The sequence below is a fragment of the Borrelia venezuelensis genome, assembly GCF_023035835.1.
Classification (GTDB): domain Bacteria; phylum Spirochaetota; class Spirochaetia; order Borreliales; family Borreliaceae; genus Borrelia; species Borrelia turicatae.
In genome coordinates this window covers 1-18,037 of sequence record NZ_CP073223.1, presented here as the reverse complement: position 1 = coordinate 18,037, position 18,037 = coordinate 1, and the positions used below count along the sequence as shown (strand labels likewise).

Genomic DNA, 18,037 nt, shown 5'->3' with positions numbered 1-18,037 from the left:
AAATTAAAAGTTAATTAATACTAATTAGTAATTTAGTTAAAATTAATTGTATAATTTAGTCTTATAAATTTGATAATTATTAGTTAATGTTAATTATTAACTAATAATTAGTATATATTTATTTTGGTTTAAATATCAATAAATAAAGGAAGAATTTTTATTTTTTTATGAAGTTACTTGTAAATAAATGTTCAAGTCAATGTGTTTGTATTTTATTTAAGATTTGGCTAATTTTATAGGCTGGTTCTTCTGTTTTTTTTATCAAGTCTTTGAATTTATGCTTATAATTGTTTTTATTTATGTAGTTTCTTAAATTAGTACTACTAGTTCTAATTTTATCTTTGTCATTTTTAAAATCATTGTAAACTGTTTCTGCGTACATTTTGCAAGTATCTCTTATCTTTTGGAGTTCATCAAATTTGTCTTTAAGTTCGCTTAGGGTCTCTAGACTTAGAGAATTCAGTTTATCTTTCTTTTCATACAGTGGTATTAATGCAACTTCAAAGTAATTATGTGCATATTTTTTTGCTTCTGCTAAGATGTTTTCTATTAAAATATTGTATTCTGTTTTGATGTCATATTCATTTGGTGCATGATTAATGTTAGTATCAGCACTCTCTGCTAATTTATTTAGAATTTTTCCAAAATTTGTAATGGCTGGTAGGCGGTGTTCAAAGGCTAGATAAATTAGCTTTCTAGCAGCCTTATTGCGATCACTTGAATAAATTTCACCATTATCACTGTTCTTAGCTACATAAAATGTTTGGCCTTGCTCATTTATTCCGTATAGATCGTTATTCTCTGTCCAAATATCATTTTTGTGTATCTTTAATGTATATTTGGCCCTTGTAGTTTTGCTTTTTAATATGGCGATTATAAAATTTTTTTGTCTTTTGAGTTCATCATCTGTTCTTGTTGTTTGCGCTTCTAAGATTTTTAAGGCTGTTTGCTTTGTGTCTTTTACCTTTTTTAGTACTTTTTCTAATTCTGAATTCTTTCCAAAATCCGATTTGCAGGTGGTAGTAATAAGTAAAGTGATTATAATAAGCGTTACAGTTAGTTTGTGCTTCAAAATATTTCCCTTGTTTTTAAAATAAGCCAATTAATGATTATTATTTGGTAATAGTTATTATTATATATTTATAGAGCTTTGATATCAAGTTTGTTAAGAATAGCTATCAAAATATTTATTTGATATAGTCATTTGTATGTGATGTTGCTAATTTGAGTGTCTAATGTTTTGATTTGTTCAATTGCATCTTTAAAAATTTTCTTGTATTCGTGATTAGTGATATATTCGCCTAATTCTTTAACACCCCCAGTTCTAATTTTACCTTTATCGTTCTTAAAATCATTGTAAATTGTTTCTGCGTACATTTTGCAGGTATCCTTTATTTTTTGAAGTTCATTAAGTTTGTTTAAAAGTGTTCTTAAATCACTAAGATTTAACGCATCAATGCTATTTTGTTTATCACTAAGTATTTTGAATGCACCCTCAAAGTAGTGAGCAAAATATTCATGAATATTTTCTATGATCTCGTTTAGTAATGCGTTAGCCTGTTCTTGCTCAAGAGTTTTTTGTTTTGCTTGATCAGGTGGCAGGTAAGAAACCTTTGCAATTTTGTTAAGAATTTCTCCAAGAGATTGAATGTAAATATCTTTGTACTCAAAAACCAAGTAAATTTTCTCTCTAACCTTTTTATTATCGGCATGATGATATGGTTTTAGGCCTTGATGCAGTACATCAAATGCCTTATTGTTGGAATTGCTATCATGCATTCCAAATTGATCCGACGGTTCAATCCCATAATTATTGTCGTATATAATTAGTAGTCTTTCGATATCTTTAGTTTTGCGTTTTAATTCAAGCTTGGCTTCATCAATTTTAAACTGTGTTTGTTGTTGATTCCATTTTTCTTTCAATTGTACTTCTAATTGTTTTGCCTCGTTTTCTATTTTTAGTTTTTCTCTCTCTATTTGTGCTTTTTCATTTTTTGCATCTTCTTTTTCCCTGTTTGACTTTTCTGGTGTTTCTTGTGCTTCTTTTATTGATGTTGCTGATAATATCACTTTTTTTAATGCTTTTTCAGTTGCTTTTTTTGCTGTTTTTAATTTAGCTTCTGCTATTATTGCTTTTGTTTTTATTTTTTTTGTTTCTTTTACTATTTTTATTTCTTGTTCTTTTAGTGCTCTTTCTAATTTTTCAGTCTTGCCAAGATCTGCTTTGCAGGTAATAATAGTCATTGAAATAAGCATAACAGGCAATTTGTGCTTCAAAATATTCTCCTCTTTTTTAAAAATAAACCAATTAACAGCTATTATTTTATAATGTTTGTTTAAAGGGTATTATACATTTATTGGATTTTAATATCAAGATTGCTTAATATAGTAATCTTAATAGTTGTTTTGATATTGACTTTTATAAGTTTTGAATGTAGGTGTTATATGGATATTGAAGTAGATGTTAAGTTAATGAAAATTGATATTAAATTTAAATAAAAGCTTTTATATTATTTAAGTATATGTGTGATCTTTAAAGTTATATTTGTTATAATTTCAATTAATTTTTGAAGTTTTTGTCTGTAGTTTTGATTATTCATGTAATTTATTATGTTTGTGTAATGACCGTCTTTAATATTATACTGATTATTGTGGTAGTCATCATATAGTGTTGTAAGGTGATTTTCAAAAATCGTACTTTTTTGTTCAATTTCATCGAATTTTTCTTTAAGATTGATTAGATCCTCTAGACTTAAAAAATTAAGATTATCTTGTTTTTTATGCAGTGTCATTAATGCGGTTTGAAAGTAAACCATAGCATAATTAATTATTGAATCGGCGATCTCTGTGGTTTCATGATATAGCTGAGCCAGCATTAATCTATGAAAAATTTCACCGTATTTTTGGATTTTGGTTTTATTGTATTTAAAAACTAAGTAAAAGTTTCTTCTGTCATTAGCAGATCTCTCTTTATTTAAGAAGTATGTTTTGCGTGGATCATGTTTTTTTCTGTCCATTGATCTAAATCTTTTCAGGTCCTTCCATGTTTGCGATGAATGTGACATGCCAAATTGATCAATAGGTTCGGGCCAATTAGGATCTGTGTGTATATTTAATATTGTTGCGATATTCTCAATTTTAAGTTTTAATTTAGCAATTATGAACTGTTTTTGTTGTTGATTCATTTCTTCTTTTATTTTTATTATTTGTTTTTTTGCTTCTAGTTTTGCATTTTGTGCTTGTTGCAATTCTTGTTTTGCAATTTCGCTTTCTGCTTTTGCTGATGTTGCGATTTTTTGTTTTGTGTCCTTTATTGATTCTGCTACTGTTGCTTCAGATTCTGTAATTCTTTGTACTTCCATTTCTGCTTCTACTTCTATTGCTTTTATTTTTGCTTCTACTTCTACATCTGCTCTTATTGTTTGCACTTCTAATGCTATTTGTTTTTCATCTTCTGCTTCTTGTAGTGCTTTTTCTAATTTTGCAGTCTTACCAGAATTCATTTTACAGTTAAGGGTTATTAAAGTAATGATAAAAATAACAACAGAAATGGTGTATTTCAAAATATTCTCCTTATTCTTAAAAGCAAGCTAATTAACAACTCATTTTACTTTATATTTTACTTTATAAATTAGTTAATTAATAACCATCAGTTAATATTATATGTTTATTGAATTTGGATATCAAGGTAGCGGATCTTTATAATAAAATCGCATGTCTGTATTATTGAATTGAAGTATTTGTTTTAGTAGTTGTTTTTTTCTTGCGTCTTTTGCTTTTTTTATTTCTTTGTTTTCTGGTATTGTTGTTAATGCTTTGTTTATTGTTTCTTGTGCCTTTCTTTTTTTTTCTGCTTCTTTTTTTATTGCTTCTCTAATTTGATGTGCCTTTTTGTCTATTTCTGCCTTGCTTATGCTTGATTTACAAGAAATTAGGCTGATTAAAATGAGTGTGACAAAAATAATATATTTCAAAATATTCCCCTTATTTTTAGCTTTTAAGATTAAATTAACTTATGAATGCGATTTATAATAAGCATAATTGAATAACTTGTATTATATGTGGATTTAATTTAAATATCAAGTAAATGTTGAGATAACAAGTGGTACAAAGTAATAATTTCTATTAGGATACAATATTATTTCATTTACACACGAATAAGAGAAGAATAAATGTTCTTCTCTTACAATAAATTTTGTAATGATATTTATATGTTTTATATCACATTAAATTAAGATAGTAAGGATCTCAGCAGCTGTGTTTTTAATTGTTGTAATGTCATTTACAAAGGTACCTTGTTTGCTTTCTAGGTAATCTTTTATTTCAGTAGCGGTAGCAGTAGTTTTAAGTTTATGTGTAGCGGTACCAACTTCTTTGTCTGTATCGTAATCTTCTTTGATTTTATTTACTGCATTTACAATATTTGTTTTTGCTTCTTTAATTGCATTAATTTTATTTAACAGTGTTTGTAGCTTGTCAAGAGATAAGTTTTTAAGTTCATCTTTTTTGTTATTTAGCATATAGAATGCTTTTAAGTAGTAAGCGTTAGCATACTCTCTCATACCATGCACGATCTCCTCTAGGATAGTCTTCATAGCAGGAGTTGCTGTAGCAGTTGCTGCCATTTTGTTAGCAAGTGTACCAAAAGCTTTAATATAGTCTTTATTATACTCAAATGCTAGGTACATTTCTCTTCTGGCTACTTTACTATTAGCATCATTACCATTATATGGTATAGCACCACCTGCTTGACCTTGGGGAGTATGTTGAATTACAGCAAATAGTTGATTGGCAGCAGTGAGGTCATATCCTTGTGCATTCTCGTTCCAAGTATTGTCATTATGTGTTGTTAGTATTTGTGTTACCATTGGTAGTAAATTTTTTATATTGTCTACTATTTCCTGTTTTTGATCCTCTTCTGTATTTTTTGTTTCTTCCTCTGTCGGCTTTTTTGCCGGATCAGTTTTATTTGGATTGTTGTCACAAGCAATGAATAAAACCAAGCTTGCTAAAATAAATATAATAAAAACCTTATGTTTCACAATATTCTCCTTTTGTTAAGATTAAACAAATTTATTAACCAACCATATTTAGAAAAGTGCTAGTTAATAATTGTTATTAATTAGTATTGTATATGTATTTGATTTAAATATCAATACAGTAATAGTTAAAAAATAATAATTTTTTATTATAATAATATTAATTAATTAATAGCTTGTATTATTTTTGAAGATGTAAATTATATATAATTATTTTGTATATAAGTAATTATTATAGTTGGATTTTGATATTAAATTTTGTTTAAAGGGATAAAAAAAATGATCTATAGCTTAATTTTAAATTGTACAAAATAAAATAATAACATATAAAAAGCCCAATTGTGTTCTGTGTAAAGATCCTACATAATGCAGATTGACCTATAAATTATAAATGTTAATCTTTTATCATGCAGGAATAATCAATAAATGTTTTTGTTTCTTTATTATTTGTAATGTAATTATGTTTAAATAATGTTTTTTTATTTTTTATCTAAGATTGATTTAATGTCTTCACATATATAGTTGATTTTAATAGCTGCCTTTTGAAATTGTTCATGATACTTATTATCGATAGTTAGGTATTTTATTAGGTTAGCGATTTCACCAGTTTTAATTTTATTATGATCATTATTGAAGTCATCTTTGATCTTGTTCATAGCATTTTTAATCTCTTGTTTTGTATTGTCAAGTATCTTGAATTTATTTGTAAGTTTTTTTAATGTAGAAAGACTTAAAGAGGTAAGCTTATTTTGTTTATTCATTAGTAGTGTGAATGTAACTAAAAAATAATTTCTAGCATATTGTCTTACTTGATTTATGACTTGTTTTAGGTATTGAATTTCTGTATTACTGGCTTTAATAGCGCCTTCGGCTAATTTGTTAGCAATTTTCCCAAATTCTTTAATGGAGTTTGTATGATACTCAAAAGCTAAGTAAACTTCTCTTCTGGCAAGTTTGTTATTCTTATATTTTATGTTGTCATCGGTGGTAGTAACATCAAATAATTGGTTCGTTCCTTGCATATTAAATTGATCACTGTCCTCTACCCATTTATCATCTTTGTGTGTATTTATGATGTTGAATATATGCTTAATATTGTCATTTTTGCTTGTTAAATTGTCTATTAAAATCTTAATCTTTTTATTTTTTTTATCATTAATAACTGATTTGGGATCTGAATTATAACTTGGATCGCAAGCGATTAAAATAAAAGTTATTAAAATTAATGGAGTAAAAAAATAATTTTTCAAAGTATTCCCCTTGCTTTTAAAATCAAATTAATTTTTTGTTAATATTAATTATTGATTATATTGATTTAATTTTTAATATCAACAGGAAAATTTAGAAAATCAAGTTGTTATTTAGAGCATGTGATATTTTTTTATAAACTTTTTAAGTGTTAGTTTTATTGATTTTATTTAAGGTCGCCTAAGATTTTTGCAATATTATTATTTATTGTATGAATTTTATTAATTGCGGTTGTAAAGTTCAATTTATAGTTACGAATTATGTGGTCTACTATTTTAGTTTTGTCAGTTTTAATGTTATTTTTATTCTTAATGTAATCATTTGTGATATTTTTGACGGTTTGTCGTCAATTCTGAGTTATCCTTTCAAGTTTGTCAAATTCGTCTTTAAGAAATTGTAGAGCATTAAAACTTAAAGATTGAAGTTATTTTTCTTTATTAATGAGGGGTGTAAATGCAATTTCAAAATAATTGGAAGAGTATGTTATTGTCGCATTTATGATCGTTGTAAGCATAGCATTATTTTTATGAGTTGTAGTTGCTGCTATTTGATTAAGAACTGCTCCAAAATCTCTGATTAGTATTTCATCATATTCCAACGATAAATAAAATTTCCTTCTAATAGGCTTGTTTATATTATCACTTGCTTTTGATTATTCATTTTATTGGCAATCTTATCAAACGCCTTACCATTTCCTTTAAGTCCAAATTGCGTACTATCTTCGATCCAAGTATCATTGTTGTGTAAATCTAATATGGGTTTAATATTGTAAGCTTTTGTTCTTAGTTCATTTATTAAATCATTTTTGGCTTATTTTATTGATTCTGGTTCTAGGCTAGCTAGAAATCTACGTAAACCTACTATTCCTGTTTTTGGAAAGAACTCGAGATCTGAATTACAGGTAGTTAGAGTAAAAATTGTTATAAAAGACATTATAAAAATTTTATTTTTCAAAACATTGCCCTTATTTTTAAAATTTTAATATATTTTAATTATTTATTTTTATTAAATAATATTATAGCATATATAGTGTTACTATCGGCATGATATGTTTTATGTTAAGGCAAGAATTTTTTCAATCCGTCTTTACTTAATTATAATATTTAATAAAAATTACTAATTTAGCATTTTTAAAATTTTGTTAATATCACCAACTAGTATGCCAATTTTAGGAATTTCCTTTTGAAATATATTGCCATATTTTTCTCTTATATATTCAATCAATTTTTGACTATCAGTTTTAATTCCATCTGCATCGTTATCATAGTCCTTGATGATATTATCTGCAGTGTTTTTCCACAATAACTTTAGTTTTGCAATTTCATCAAATTTGGTTTTAATTTTTTTTAAATCTTTAAAATTCAAAGAATCGAGTTTATCTTGAACATCTTTTATTTTATCGATTACCCGTTCAAATAAAAATTGAGAGTAAGCTCTTCCTGCATTTGTGATGTCTATGTGTAATTGTCCTCTGTTGATGTCATCAGATGTTATTTGATTAAGGATGATCCCAAGCTTTCTAATTTTTACTTCATTGTAGTTTAGAGATGAATAAAATTGTCTTCTATTACTTTGACTTTCAGGATTATTGTAGGCTTTCTGGCTGGGATTGCCTATGACAATTTTAAATACACCATTTTTCATTCCAAATTGATCCGCAGGCTCGTTCTTTTGAGTATGTTTTTTGTCTTTCTCTATTAAAGCAGTGACATTTTGAACCTGTTTTCTTAAGAAGTCTATTAAGATCTGTTTTGCTTTTGTGTTAACTTCTTTTTTGCATTTTTGTTGTATCTGTTGTATTGATGATGTACCATCTTTATGTATTGACTGTGTACAGTCTTTTTGAGTCTTATAATTAAATCCTTTTGTTCTTTGTTCATTAAGGTCTGATTTGCAAGCGGTTAGAGTAAAAATTATTATAAAAGACATTATAAAAACTTTATTTTTCAAAATAATCTCCTTGCTTGTAAAATTTAACAAATATTAATTAATATTTTTTATTAAATTATAATACGTATTATTTGATAATTATATATTATTTAATTTAAATATCAAAAGGATGAAGGGGAGAAGTGTAATAAATTATAATAATCTGATTAAATAATTAACATTGAATAATATGTAACATTCATTTTATAATTCTCACCTTGCAGTTGGATTATTTTTATATGCGGTTATTTGTCCTTGTAATAAGGAATAAATATTAAGATAGCTTATATCATTATAGTAAAATCAAATTTATAGTGAAGTTGTTGCGATGGGAATGCATAAATTTATTGCACTTGATCTATGGAGGCGTTATCATCATGATGAGCTTACGTATAAAAACTTAGAAAAGTTAGAGAAGAATTTTAATATTAAATTTGATTATCTAGATGATAAAATAGATGCATCTAGGGAATCATTAAATGGGAATATAAAAGAGACAAAAATCTTGTTAGATGGATATTTGATTTTACTTTTGTTATTGCTATTACTATAGTAGTGGGCTTTATTTTCAAGTAAGTCTGACAGTTATATGTTTATTTATTACCAAAAATACTTAAGTTTCTTATACAAGAATTTATAAGCTTATTAAAGTAGATAGATATACCGAAATAATCTCGTAGAGACACCCTTTCAGTATAACATTAATATATAATATCATTAATAATTGCTATTAAAGCATAGTTCAATTATTCCTGCTGCAGTGTTTATGGAGCTGGCAGCTTCTTTTAGAGATGTTAAAGCTTCTTTAAGTTTGCTTGGAGCTTTATCCAAATTATCTCTTAACTCATTATGGACTCCATTAAAAAAATATCTACTTATATTTGTCATAATAATCTTTATGCATGATCTCATGATATCGTTTACCCCAGATTCATTAATATAAATCCGTAGTGCTGGATTTTGTGTGTTAAATTCCTCTATTACCTTGTTAATATCTAGTTCTCTGGTATTATTAATTCCTTTGGTAGCTATGTCTAGTAACTTATCCAGTAATGATATCATTTTTACCCCACTATCTATGTTGCTTTTGATTACATTTGCCACAGGACCGTTGTATCCTGCGTTTAGTAATGCCTTAAATGCTGTTTCAATCTTTTCAGCAGCATTTTTAATTGCTTTAACGGGATTTGGGATATCATTTACTTCTAATTTTGCTTTATTTTTGATTATTCTAAAATTATTAATTTCTTTCTTAGAATCTTCAGAATTTACTTTTGCTTCAGCAGCAATCTTGGCGAGCTCTTTTTCACTTAAAGCTTTAATCTCAGTTACTGTTAATCCTGTAAGTTTACTTACGTGTCCTGTAATAGATTTTGCTACAGATTTTGCGTTTTCTTGTGCTAATTTAGTCTCACTTTCTGCCTTTAGTCTTTTATTATCTAGTTTACAATTGATTATAAGTAGCAATACTACAATACTTGTTACTACTTTTACATACCTCATATAATATCTCCTTTGACAATTAAATATACTTCATAAATCTGATAGTACTTGGTAAACATTCGTTAAAATGTGTTTTACTTAAATTATTGCTTTAACTTTTCGATTTGCTTAATTTGCAGAAATGAGGAGTGATGTAATATTTGAATTAAATTGGCCAATTAAGAAGATAACAATGCAGTTATTTAGAAAATCAATATAAAAAAGCCCCTTGATAAAGGGGATATTTAAAAGAATGTATAAAACATTGTGAGTAAACAATCTTCCTTTTGAAAAATTAAAGTATTTGGTAATTGAATTATTAATTCAAAAATTATTTGTTTTCAAGTTTTTTTTAAAAAAGTTTTAACTTTTCTTCAAATTTTTTTTATAAATAATTTTTAACCTTAATTACTTGATAGTAATGAATGAGTGTTGGATCTTAACATTTATTATTATATAATAATGAATATGCTAGTTTTAGTATTTATTAATAATATTAATATTATTAATTTAGTTTCGATTTAAAAAAAGAAGAATCAACGACATCTTTAACTGGTGATTTAGTAAAAAGTTGCCTAACTAAATTACTTGAAGGTTTTGATTTATGATAAAAGTTATAACATTTGTTGATATGTTATAAGATAGGGTCTAAGAGAGATAGAAAGTTAAGAGAATTAATAATAGTATTAACTGATCAAATATTTGATGGCAATTTTTTCACTATTAATGAAAAATAAGCTATAGATTATTTGCGGAATATGTTAACTGAGTATCTTGTTGTAGAAGATGTAGATGAAAAAGAATTAAATCATTTTAATGAGAAGGTTTATGTTATATTAACATCTTTTCATTTTGATGTTGCTAGCTAGTTAAAAATGCTATAAGTGAGATTGTAAAAGTTGTAGAAGTTGTGGAGGTATGTGATTAGATAGCTATTTATAGGATTTAAGATTTTAGTAAAAGAGATGTATTGAGTTGGAAGCTTAAGGATTATGCTTAGTTTTGTGGCACAGAGTTAAAACATGCATTTGCAGATTCTGTGTAGGATGTGTATGAATCTTACTGATAATGAATTTGATAAATCTGAGTTTTTATTTTGTAGGCAATTATGTTCAAATTAAGTAAGAGTAAGTAAGCTCAATTGATTTCAATGAAGCTAAAGGTATAAAACCAGAATAATATTTACGGGATATTATTTTAGTCTAAAATAAAAGGATTATGTCTAAGTAAGAAAGGAGTTAGGTATGAAGGTATATAAGATTGAATTATTGTCATTATTATTTTTGCTGTTAATTGGTTGTGGTTCATTTCAAAATGACGATAAATTTCATTATTCATTTGTTGAAGATATTGGAGAAAAAGATTTTGATCTAACGGCTGAAGAGAAGAGGGCTATAGATTATTTTAAAGATACATTAATTAATTTTAATCATTTTATACCTGGTGTATATAAAAAGTATTATAAAACGTATACCAGTGCTGAGTTTTATAGTTTATTATCTAGATTTGGTAAACAGGGTACTAAAGAAGTTGCTAGAAGCATTGTGGCAGTTTTAAAGGCACAGGATGCAGCTGAGAATGCTGTCAGTAAGATAGGAGATTTAATTGAACGAGAGGTATTTGAACAACTTGAGTTAAGGCAGGGTTGGTATAAAAAGGTATTAAAAGTGACATGCAATGATCCTTCGTTGTCATATGCTGAGCTTATTGAACGCAATCTGAATGTAGCAGAAGTATTTGAAAAAATTAAGATAAGTGCAGAGCTTGCCTCTAAAATATATGATACCTTTAATTTGGATCTTTATGAAAAAAGAGTTGTTCGGTATATTTTAGCTTTATCATTTGTTTTTGATGAATATGATGAGTCTGGAGTAAATGTAAATCCGTATACTAAATATAAACTTTATGAGCTATTAGTGTCTCCTCCTTTTGGTGCTGATAACCTTAAAAAAGTTGTGGCAAACATGAAAAATACTATTGAAAACTTGCATGCAGCTGAGGCATTGATTGGTAAGGTGAAAGACGATGTTGAGAAAAATAATTTGAAAGAGCGGTTTAATCGTCAGAAGGATTTATATGATCAGGAGTTAAAACCCATATTAAAGGATCCTGATAAATTATTTGCTAAGCTTACTAGTGATGTATTTGTTCGTTTGAATCATAGTGTTGCAGACGAGTTTGAGAGAATTGAACGAGAAGCACAAGCAAAAAGTTAGTGTAAACAGTGGGTCTTAAAACTGAAATAATGGGATTTGTTTTGCATAAAAAAGGAGATTATTTATTGTTTCTAATAGAATTTAAGCAGATTTAACTCCTGAATAGAAAAAGTTTATATATTACTTTTGAGACATATTAACTATTTTTGCAATTATTATAGGTAATGAAGTAGAAGTAGTATTCTCTGATGAGGAGGGTTTATGTTATATTATCATCTCTTCTTTTTAGTATTGTTAAAATTAAAGGCGATTTAAGCAATATTATAGAGAGTCTTGTTACAATAAAGGGATTCTTGCAGTTGTTGATAATGTACAATATGAGACCTAAAGAAGTAGGTTGTTGCAAGGATTAATGAAGAGAATAGTACTTATAAAGTCTAGTTGAAAAGTGTATTTAGTGATTCTGCTCAATCATATGCTAAGCTTATTGGTGTGGGGAATTTGCTAATTTTAATCTTTACTGTATAAACCTGTTATAGAGAGCAGAAAATAGGGGTTATTATTAGGTATTTATTGCACGTAAATAAAAAAAATAGAAATGAAATAAACATGAAGATCAGTCAGAGTGAATTATTACTAATATTGTTATTAATTAGTTGTGATATGAATAAAAAAACGCTATAGATGAGTATCATAATATTAATTTTCCAATAAATAGAACATTTTGTAGTGTGAATGATCATAATAATGTTAGATTTGATGAATTATTTTCTCAATTTGATTTAACTGATTACCAAATAAGCGTTATTTTGTATTTAAAAAGTGTGTTGACTGATTCTGAGTTTGTTGTACGTGATACAGATGGGGTAATGGTAAAAACGTATGATAATCATGATTTTTATAAGCTATTATCTACTATTTTTGGTGCTCTTAAAACCAAAACGGTTGCTGGAAACATTGCAGCTACTTTTAATGCAAAAGTAGCTGCTCATTATTTATTAAACAGATGGATATTTTAAAAGGAGTAGGAGTTCTTTAATAAGGCTCTTTATAAAAATTCATGTATGTTAATTAGATTAAAGAGTTAGCCGAGTGTATTAAATTTGTATGAAAATCTAAGAGAGGATATAGTAAATCATTATGTTCAGATATGACCTCACTTAATACTCTAAGTATTGGTTCTGTTTTTGAGCCACGGAACCATAAACTAGCAATTATTTCATGTTTATTATTTTTAAATAAAACTTTAAGCCCTCCTGATGAGTCACCTGTTCTAGAGATGTTTTGTTTGATACCCTCATAATTTATAATTTCATAATTATGTATTGGTAATTTGTGTAATACGGTATTATTGTTGTTGAATTCTTTGTCTAATAATTTTTCGTAGTTGGTTTTTAATATTTCTTGATTTTCTACTTTTATTTTAAGCATGGCTTTTTCTGATGATACTTCTACATTGCTATAAAAATTGATTGTCTTTAATATGTCTTCAAGAGTGTATTGTTCATTATATGAATTATTAGATATTGAGCACCATATTTTGTAAAGATTTTTGATTTTAAGCAATTTTATGATGCTAAAGAGAGTTGTTAATGGATCTCTTACTTTTGAAGGGTATGTAATATTGCCCCCATTTGATCCTTCTCCTAAAATTTTTACTATTAATCCTTTATTCCGTAAAAGGTCAGCCATTTCTGTTAAGTTGGCTTCACCAACCTCCACTCTATAAACTTTTGTGTTAAATAGCGAGGCTATTTTTTCAATGTTTAGTGAGGTTGCATCATTAACTACGATAGCTAAATTGTCTTTAATTCCTGTATGGTAAAGATAGCTAAGCTCTGAGAGTACTGAGAGTGCAAATATTTTTTGTGGTGTAATGATACTTGCTTGTTCTTTTTTTAAAATTGCGACCAAATTGCCTCTGTCTCCATCACAATCAGGGACATATCCTAACTTGAAAGAATTGTCATTCTTAAATTTTTGTTCTAATATTTGTTTGCATATGTTTAAAGATGTCCCTTCAGGAGTCATTCCATGTTTAAAGATACCAATTTCTGTGTTATGAAATTCCAATTTTATTCCCAAAGATTCAATCATTTCTCTATCAATTGAGTTAATGCGAGAACTACCATTCATCTCTCCTATGATTCCTATAGGTTCTTTTTTGATAGTTTTTTTTAGTATGTCAATATTTTTTTGATTATGGGTATCTGAATATATTATTTGCTGCATTAATGATTTATATGAGTTATAAGATTGTGTTTTATGTCTAGCCTGTGAAGTGATAATTGTTTCATATGTTTTTAAGTGCAGAGCATTGGTATTAAACTTTTGTAAGTTTGTTATTAGATTGTTTATTAAAGTTTCATTTTCAATGTTGGATCTGAGCTGACATATTATTTTCTTTGTTTCATTTGAATTTAGCACACCCCCATCATTTAATCCAATTTTAATGCCATTATATCCTGTAGGATTATGACTGGCAGAAATGTATATAAATCCTTTTGAATTTTGATTTTCTTTTGTATAAGCTAAGATTTCTGGTATTGGGAGTATTCCAAAAAATTTTACACTGTTATTGTTTAAAATTAAGGTCTTAATTATTATCTCTGAGATTATATTTCCAGTTGCTCTTGAATCTAATCCAACATTGATATATTTTTTTGGTTTATCTTTAAAATAATTTGATATTGTAAGGGTTATAAGAGCAACCAATATTTTGTCGTCATCATTGATTTCATATTCTATTGAATTTTCATTTTTTGATTTTGCAAATATCTTTCTAAATCCTGAATGAGAGAGTATCATTTCATTAATGGCGTTGCTTAGATTTGTCATATTTAGTATATACCTTTTTAGCATATTTTCCTCTTCATTAGTATATTTTATTTAATATTTGCCTTTATTTGTAGTACTATGATTATAGTAACATATTCTATTATAATAAGCATTATTTAACGTGCTTCTTATTATGTTAATTGTTGTTTACCTTGTCTTCAAATGAGGTTTTGGTGTGTATGAAGTAATTGATGAAATTTTTTCTAAAAAAATGCTTGATATGCTTAATATGCACAAACTTAAAACTTTAAGCATATCTGTTAAGAATTTTCCTGATGAGAGTCATGGCAGTATTTTAAGTCTTGCTAATAATTCTGTTAAATTAAAGTTTAAAAAGGAGCTTGTTGAACATAATTTAAAAAAATATATTGATGATTTTACAAAGTTTTCGGTTTCATCAGAAAGTAATTTTTATGTTTTTACCGGTGATGATCTGGAAAGACTAGGATTATTGCTTTATCCTTATCTCTCATTTGGTATTTTAAATGGGGGTTCTGCGACTAGTTATTTTGATATACTGAAAAATAACGATTTTAATGAGGAATTGTATTCTTTATATGCAGATAAAATACTTGAAGCTAGGAGGTTGTTTGGGCATTTGCCAAAGGGAATAACACCCGCATATGTTAATAGAGATGGTAGTTATGGATTTTCATTTTTAGCATTAAAAATGCGACATCTTTTAATGCTTTCTAATAGATATTGTGAGCTTTATGGTAAGAGTATTAAGCCTTCGATTTTTCAGATGACAAGTTTTAAGACTTATAAACCAATTTCTAATTTTTTAGATAATATTTTTGATGATAATTTGATTAAAGATTTGAATTCTTGTGGTTTGCAAAGGGCAGATATTTTGACGGCGATTCAGCCTTTGGTTTATTGTTATAATAAATTAGATGATGGTCAATATGAATATTTTAGCTATTGTACTAATGGCAAGAGATCTTTTTTGGCTTTACCTGCTGGTCATGGGCAAAATTTTAAAGTTTTAAGAGATATTTATTTTAGACTTTATAATTCTGGAAAAAAATTTGTGTATATTGGTAATGTTGATAATATTGGTTTTACTGTTAATTTACAGACTCTTGCCATAATGGCTATAACTAATAGTTCTTCTGGCTTTGAATTTAGTGTTAAAACCCTACTAGATACAAAGGGTGGGGTTTTAGTCTTGGATGATGATAATCATTTAACATGTGTTGATATTGGTAGTGTTATTTCTAAAGAAGCTGTACTTAAAGCTGAATGTAGAGGTTCTAGGATTTTATTTAATTGTGCCACAGGTCTTTTTAATTTAGAATATTTGATAGAAAATATGGATAGAATAATATCAGATATGCCTATAAGAATTATTGAACAGGATAAAGAGTTTGGTAGATATACTGCAATTGAGCAAATAACTTGGGAAGTTATGAGAATAGTAGATAATCCATTAATTTTTGAGGTCAATAGAGAAGATAGGTTTCTGCCCGCAAAATTATTTGTTGATACGCTTATTATGAGTAATTACATGAATGATAAATTTTCGGGTAATATTTCTGATATTGCTAGATATTTAAATTATGCTCTTAATAATGCATTGAAGAATAAATATGATTTGGTATTTAGGCAAGGTAAGTGGGATGTTTAGATTTGTGTTATTTGGCCTTTTATTGTCTAGTTTGGTTTTACTAGGCTCCATTCCTGATATAGATTATGATTATTTTGAAAATGATAAATTTGATCTTGTAGATATTGATAAATTTTTAGGAAGAGTTAATGTTAAGAACATTTTGAGGGAACGTTGTTTTTTTATTGGCATTAGGAATGTTGCTAATCCTAGTGCTGTGCAAGCACTAAGTAAAGAAGAACTTGGTAAAATAAGAGAGATAAATCCAGTAGGAATTATTTTATTTAGAGAAAATTTTAAGGATGCACAGCAAACTAAAGAGTTGATTGAAGGGATAAAGAGACATCTTGGTTCTGACATATTGATTGCTGTTGATGAAGAAGGAGGACTAGTTAGTAGAGCTAGTGAGAATAAAAAATTGGGAGTTTATAATTTTCCTGCTATGGAATCTGTTGGAAAGACTGGAGATTCTCAGCTTGCATATAAGATTGGTGAAATTCTTGGGAAACAGCTTAGACGACTTGGTATCAATGTAAATATGGCACCTGTAGCAGATGCAAAATTTGTTCCAAATAGTCCCTTAGGTAGCAGAACTTTTGGGTATTCATCTTATAATATTGGTCTTATGGTAGAGGCATTTATTGATGGGATACAAAGGGAAGGTGTGTTTGCTGTGGTTAAACACTTTCCTGGACTTGGAGGCACAAAAGTAGATACCCATAAAGATTTGGCCTTATTACCTTATAGTAAAAATTTTTTAATGGTAAATAATTTTATACCATTTCTTTTTGGCAAGGAAGCAAAATTTATTATGCTTGGGCATGTACTTGTTCCTAAGATTTCCGGAGATGTAAGTAGTATGTCAAAAGATATTGTGGATATTATAAGACATAATCTGAATATCTTTAGTATTATCATGACAGATGCATATGATATGGGGGCAATTGTAAATAATTTTAGTTTGGGGCATGCGATTAGGAAATCATTAAATTCAGGTATTGATGTTGTGCTTATTCCAGAAGGGTTTAAGAAACTTAATGTAGAAGAATGAATATTCTTAGTTTTGTATAAAGGAAATGCTTATTAAAAATTACCATTATTGTTATAATTAGATGGGAAAGGTAATAGCTATATCGACTAAAAAATACTCACGTAGAGAAGAAGAAAATGTAGAGAGGATAGAGAATAAATTAGTAATTGGAATGTTAAGTTTAACAGAGACAAAAGGCAATGCAGGGAAAAGAAAAGCAGAGATATTGTTACCAGTAATAATGGAAGTTCTAAGAGCTATAGGTAATTGAGTACCTATTAAGATATTGATAATGAAAGAATATATGTGTATTTGATATTTCAATATATAAAGAGAAATAGATAGAGTAAAATAGACATTTGAGAAAGTTGGAATGAGGGGATAAAAGTGGATGGGGATGATATTGAAATCAATCCATTCATTGTAGGTCATGGTTATTCCAATGAAAGCGTAATATTTATAATGTTGATTATAAGGAGTTAAATTTATATAATTGTGTTGAATGATACCTATTTGTAGTGGTTTTATATTTTCATTATTAAATTTTTTACCCCATGCATGGGTATATATTATTAGTAGTGATATAAGTATTAAATTTTTCATTGTGTGTGTAAGGAATTGTAACATGTTATTAAGGAATAAAGAACAGTTTGTACTTGTTTGGAAGGAGGTAATAATAAATATTATACTATTAACAATTAAACTA

General features: G+C 27.4%; 16 protein-coding genes. 6 read left to right on the top strand and 10 right to left on the bottom strand.

Annotated features, from left to right (window positions below; all coding sequences use genetic code 11):
- Nucleotides 1–196 precede the first annotated feature (196 nt).
- The 8 genes from bvRMA01_RS04695 to bvRMA01_RS04660 all read right to left on the bottom strand — a co-directional run bounded on the left by bvRMA01_RS04695 (nt 197) and on the right by bvRMA01_RS04660 (nt 8,237).
- Entirely contained in the window at nt 197–1,072 is an 876-nt protein-coding gene (locus bvRMA01_RS04695) for a virulence associated lipoprotein (RefSeq protein ID WP_247032511.1), read from the bottom strand.
- A 128-nt stretch (nt 1,073–1,200) separates the two neighbouring features.
- Nucleotides 1,201–2,277, bottom strand: coding sequence for a virulence associated lipoprotein (locus bvRMA01_RS04690; protein WP_247032510.1), 1,077 nt, complete (start codon nt 2,275–2,277; stop codon nt 1,201–1,203).
- 233 nt (nt 2,278–2,510) lie between these two features.
- Nucleotides 2,511–3,563, bottom strand: coding sequence for a CRASP family complement regulator-acquiring lipoprotein (locus tag bvRMA01_RS04685; RefSeq protein ID WP_247032509.1), 1,053 nt, complete (start codon nt 3,561–3,563; stop codon nt 2,511–2,513).
- 120 nt (nt 3,564–3,683) lie between these two features.
- Nucleotides 3,684–3,974 carry a hypothetical protein gene (locus bvRMA01_RS04680; RefSeq protein WP_247032508.1) on the bottom strand — a complete coding sequence of 97 codons (291 nt, stop codon included), beginning with the start codon at nt 3,972–3,974 and terminating at the stop codon, nt 3,684–3,686.
- 252 nt (nt 3,975–4,226) lie between these two features.
- Entirely contained in the window at nt 4,227–5,042 is an 816-nt protein-coding gene (locus bvRMA01_RS04675; protein WP_247032506.1) for a virulence associated lipoprotein, read from the bottom strand.
- Between the two features lie 476 nt (nt 5,043–5,518).
- A complete protein-coding gene (locus bvRMA01_RS04670) occupies nt 5,519–6,289 on the bottom strand; it encodes a virulence associated lipoprotein (protein ID WP_020282246.1) in 771 nt (256 codons plus the stop codon).
- Between the two features lie 422 nt (nt 6,290–6,711).
- The gene (locus bvRMA01_RS04665) at nt 6,712–6,921 is read right to left on the bottom strand and encodes a CRASP family complement regulator-acquiring lipoprotein (protein WP_283847909.1); all 210 of its coding nucleotides are present in this window, start codon (nt 6,919–6,921) and stop codon (nt 6,712–6,714) included.
- Between the two features lie 482 nt (nt 6,922–7,403).
- Complete coding sequence (locus tag bvRMA01_RS04660) at nt 7,404–8,237, bottom strand: complement regulator-acquiring protein (RefSeq protein WP_247032503.1); 834 nt, start codon at nt 8,235–8,237, stop codon at nt 7,404–7,406.
- A 286-nt stretch (nt 8,238–8,523) separates the two neighbouring features.
- Here bvRMA01_RS04660 and bdr point away from each other — a divergent pair, with 286 nt between their 5' ends.
- On the top strand, nt 8,524–8,769 hold the full coding sequence (bdr, locus tag bvRMA01_RS04655; protein ID WP_283847907.1) for a Bdr family repetitive protein: 246 nt from the start codon (nt 8,524–8,526) through the stop codon (nt 8,767–8,769).
- Nucleotides 8,770–8,933: 164 nt separating this feature from the next.
- On the opposite strand, the gene bvRMA01_RS04650 is transcribed toward bdr, so the two are convergent.
- The gene (locus bvRMA01_RS04650; RefSeq protein WP_247032501.1) at nt 8,934–9,719 is read right to left on the bottom strand and encodes a hypothetical protein; all 786 of its coding nucleotides are present in this window, start codon (nt 9,717–9,719) and stop codon (nt 8,934–8,936) included.
- 1,223 nt (nt 9,720–10,942) lie between these two features.
- On the opposite strand from bvRMA01_RS04650, the gene bvRMA01_RS04645 reads away from it, so the two are divergent.
- Nucleotides 10,943–11,914 carry a BTA121 domain-containing protein surface lipoprotein gene (locus bvRMA01_RS04645; RefSeq protein WP_247032500.1) on the top strand — a complete coding sequence of 324 codons (972 nt, stop codon included), beginning with the start codon at nt 10,943–10,945 and terminating at the stop codon, nt 11,912–11,914.
- A 671-nt stretch (nt 11,915–12,585) separates the two neighbouring features.
- Nucleotides 12,586–12,873 (top strand): hypothetical protein, encoded by a 288-nt coding sequence (locus bvRMA01_RS04640; RefSeq protein WP_247032499.1) that lies wholly within the window; start codon nt 12,586–12,588, stop codon nt 12,871–12,873.
- Nucleotides 12,874–12,925: 52 nt separating this feature from the next.
- Here bvRMA01_RS04640 and bvRMA01_RS04635 read toward each other — a convergent pair whose 3' ends face one another.
- The gene (locus bvRMA01_RS04635; RefSeq protein WP_247031294.1) at nt 12,926–14,716 is read right to left on the bottom strand and encodes a phosphoglucomutase; all 1,791 of its coding nucleotides are present in this window, start codon (nt 14,714–14,716) and stop codon (nt 12,926–12,928) included.
- A gap of 151 nt (nt 14,717–14,867) precedes the next feature.
- Between bvRMA01_RS04635 and bvRMA01_RS04630 the strand changes: the two genes are divergently transcribed.
- The 3 genes from bvRMA01_RS04630 (at nt 14,868) to bvRMA01_RS04620 (ending at nt 17,602) form a co-directional block, all read left to right on the top strand.
- Nucleotides 14,868–16,322, top strand: coding sequence for a UTP--glucose-1-phosphate uridylyltransferase (locus tag bvRMA01_RS04630; RefSeq protein WP_247031292.1), 1,455 nt, complete (start codon nt 14,868–14,870; stop codon nt 16,320–16,322).
- Nucleotides 16,285–17,352 (top strand): glycoside hydrolase family 3 N-terminal domain-containing protein, encoded by a 1,068-nt coding sequence (locus bvRMA01_RS04625; protein WP_433996701.1) that lies wholly within the window; start codon nt 16,285–16,287, stop codon nt 17,350–17,352. Before bvRMA01_RS04630 ends, bvRMA01_RS04625 begins: the two co-directional genes overlap by 38 nt.
- Before the next feature lie 61 nt (nt 17,353–17,413).
- Nucleotides 17,414–17,602: a hypothetical protein gene (locus bvRMA01_RS04620; RefSeq protein ID WP_247031290.1), complete on the top strand. Its 189-nt coding sequence runs from the start codon at nt 17,414–17,416 to the stop codon at nt 17,600–17,602.
- The last annotated feature ends 435 nt before the right edge of the window (nt 17,603–18,037 follow it).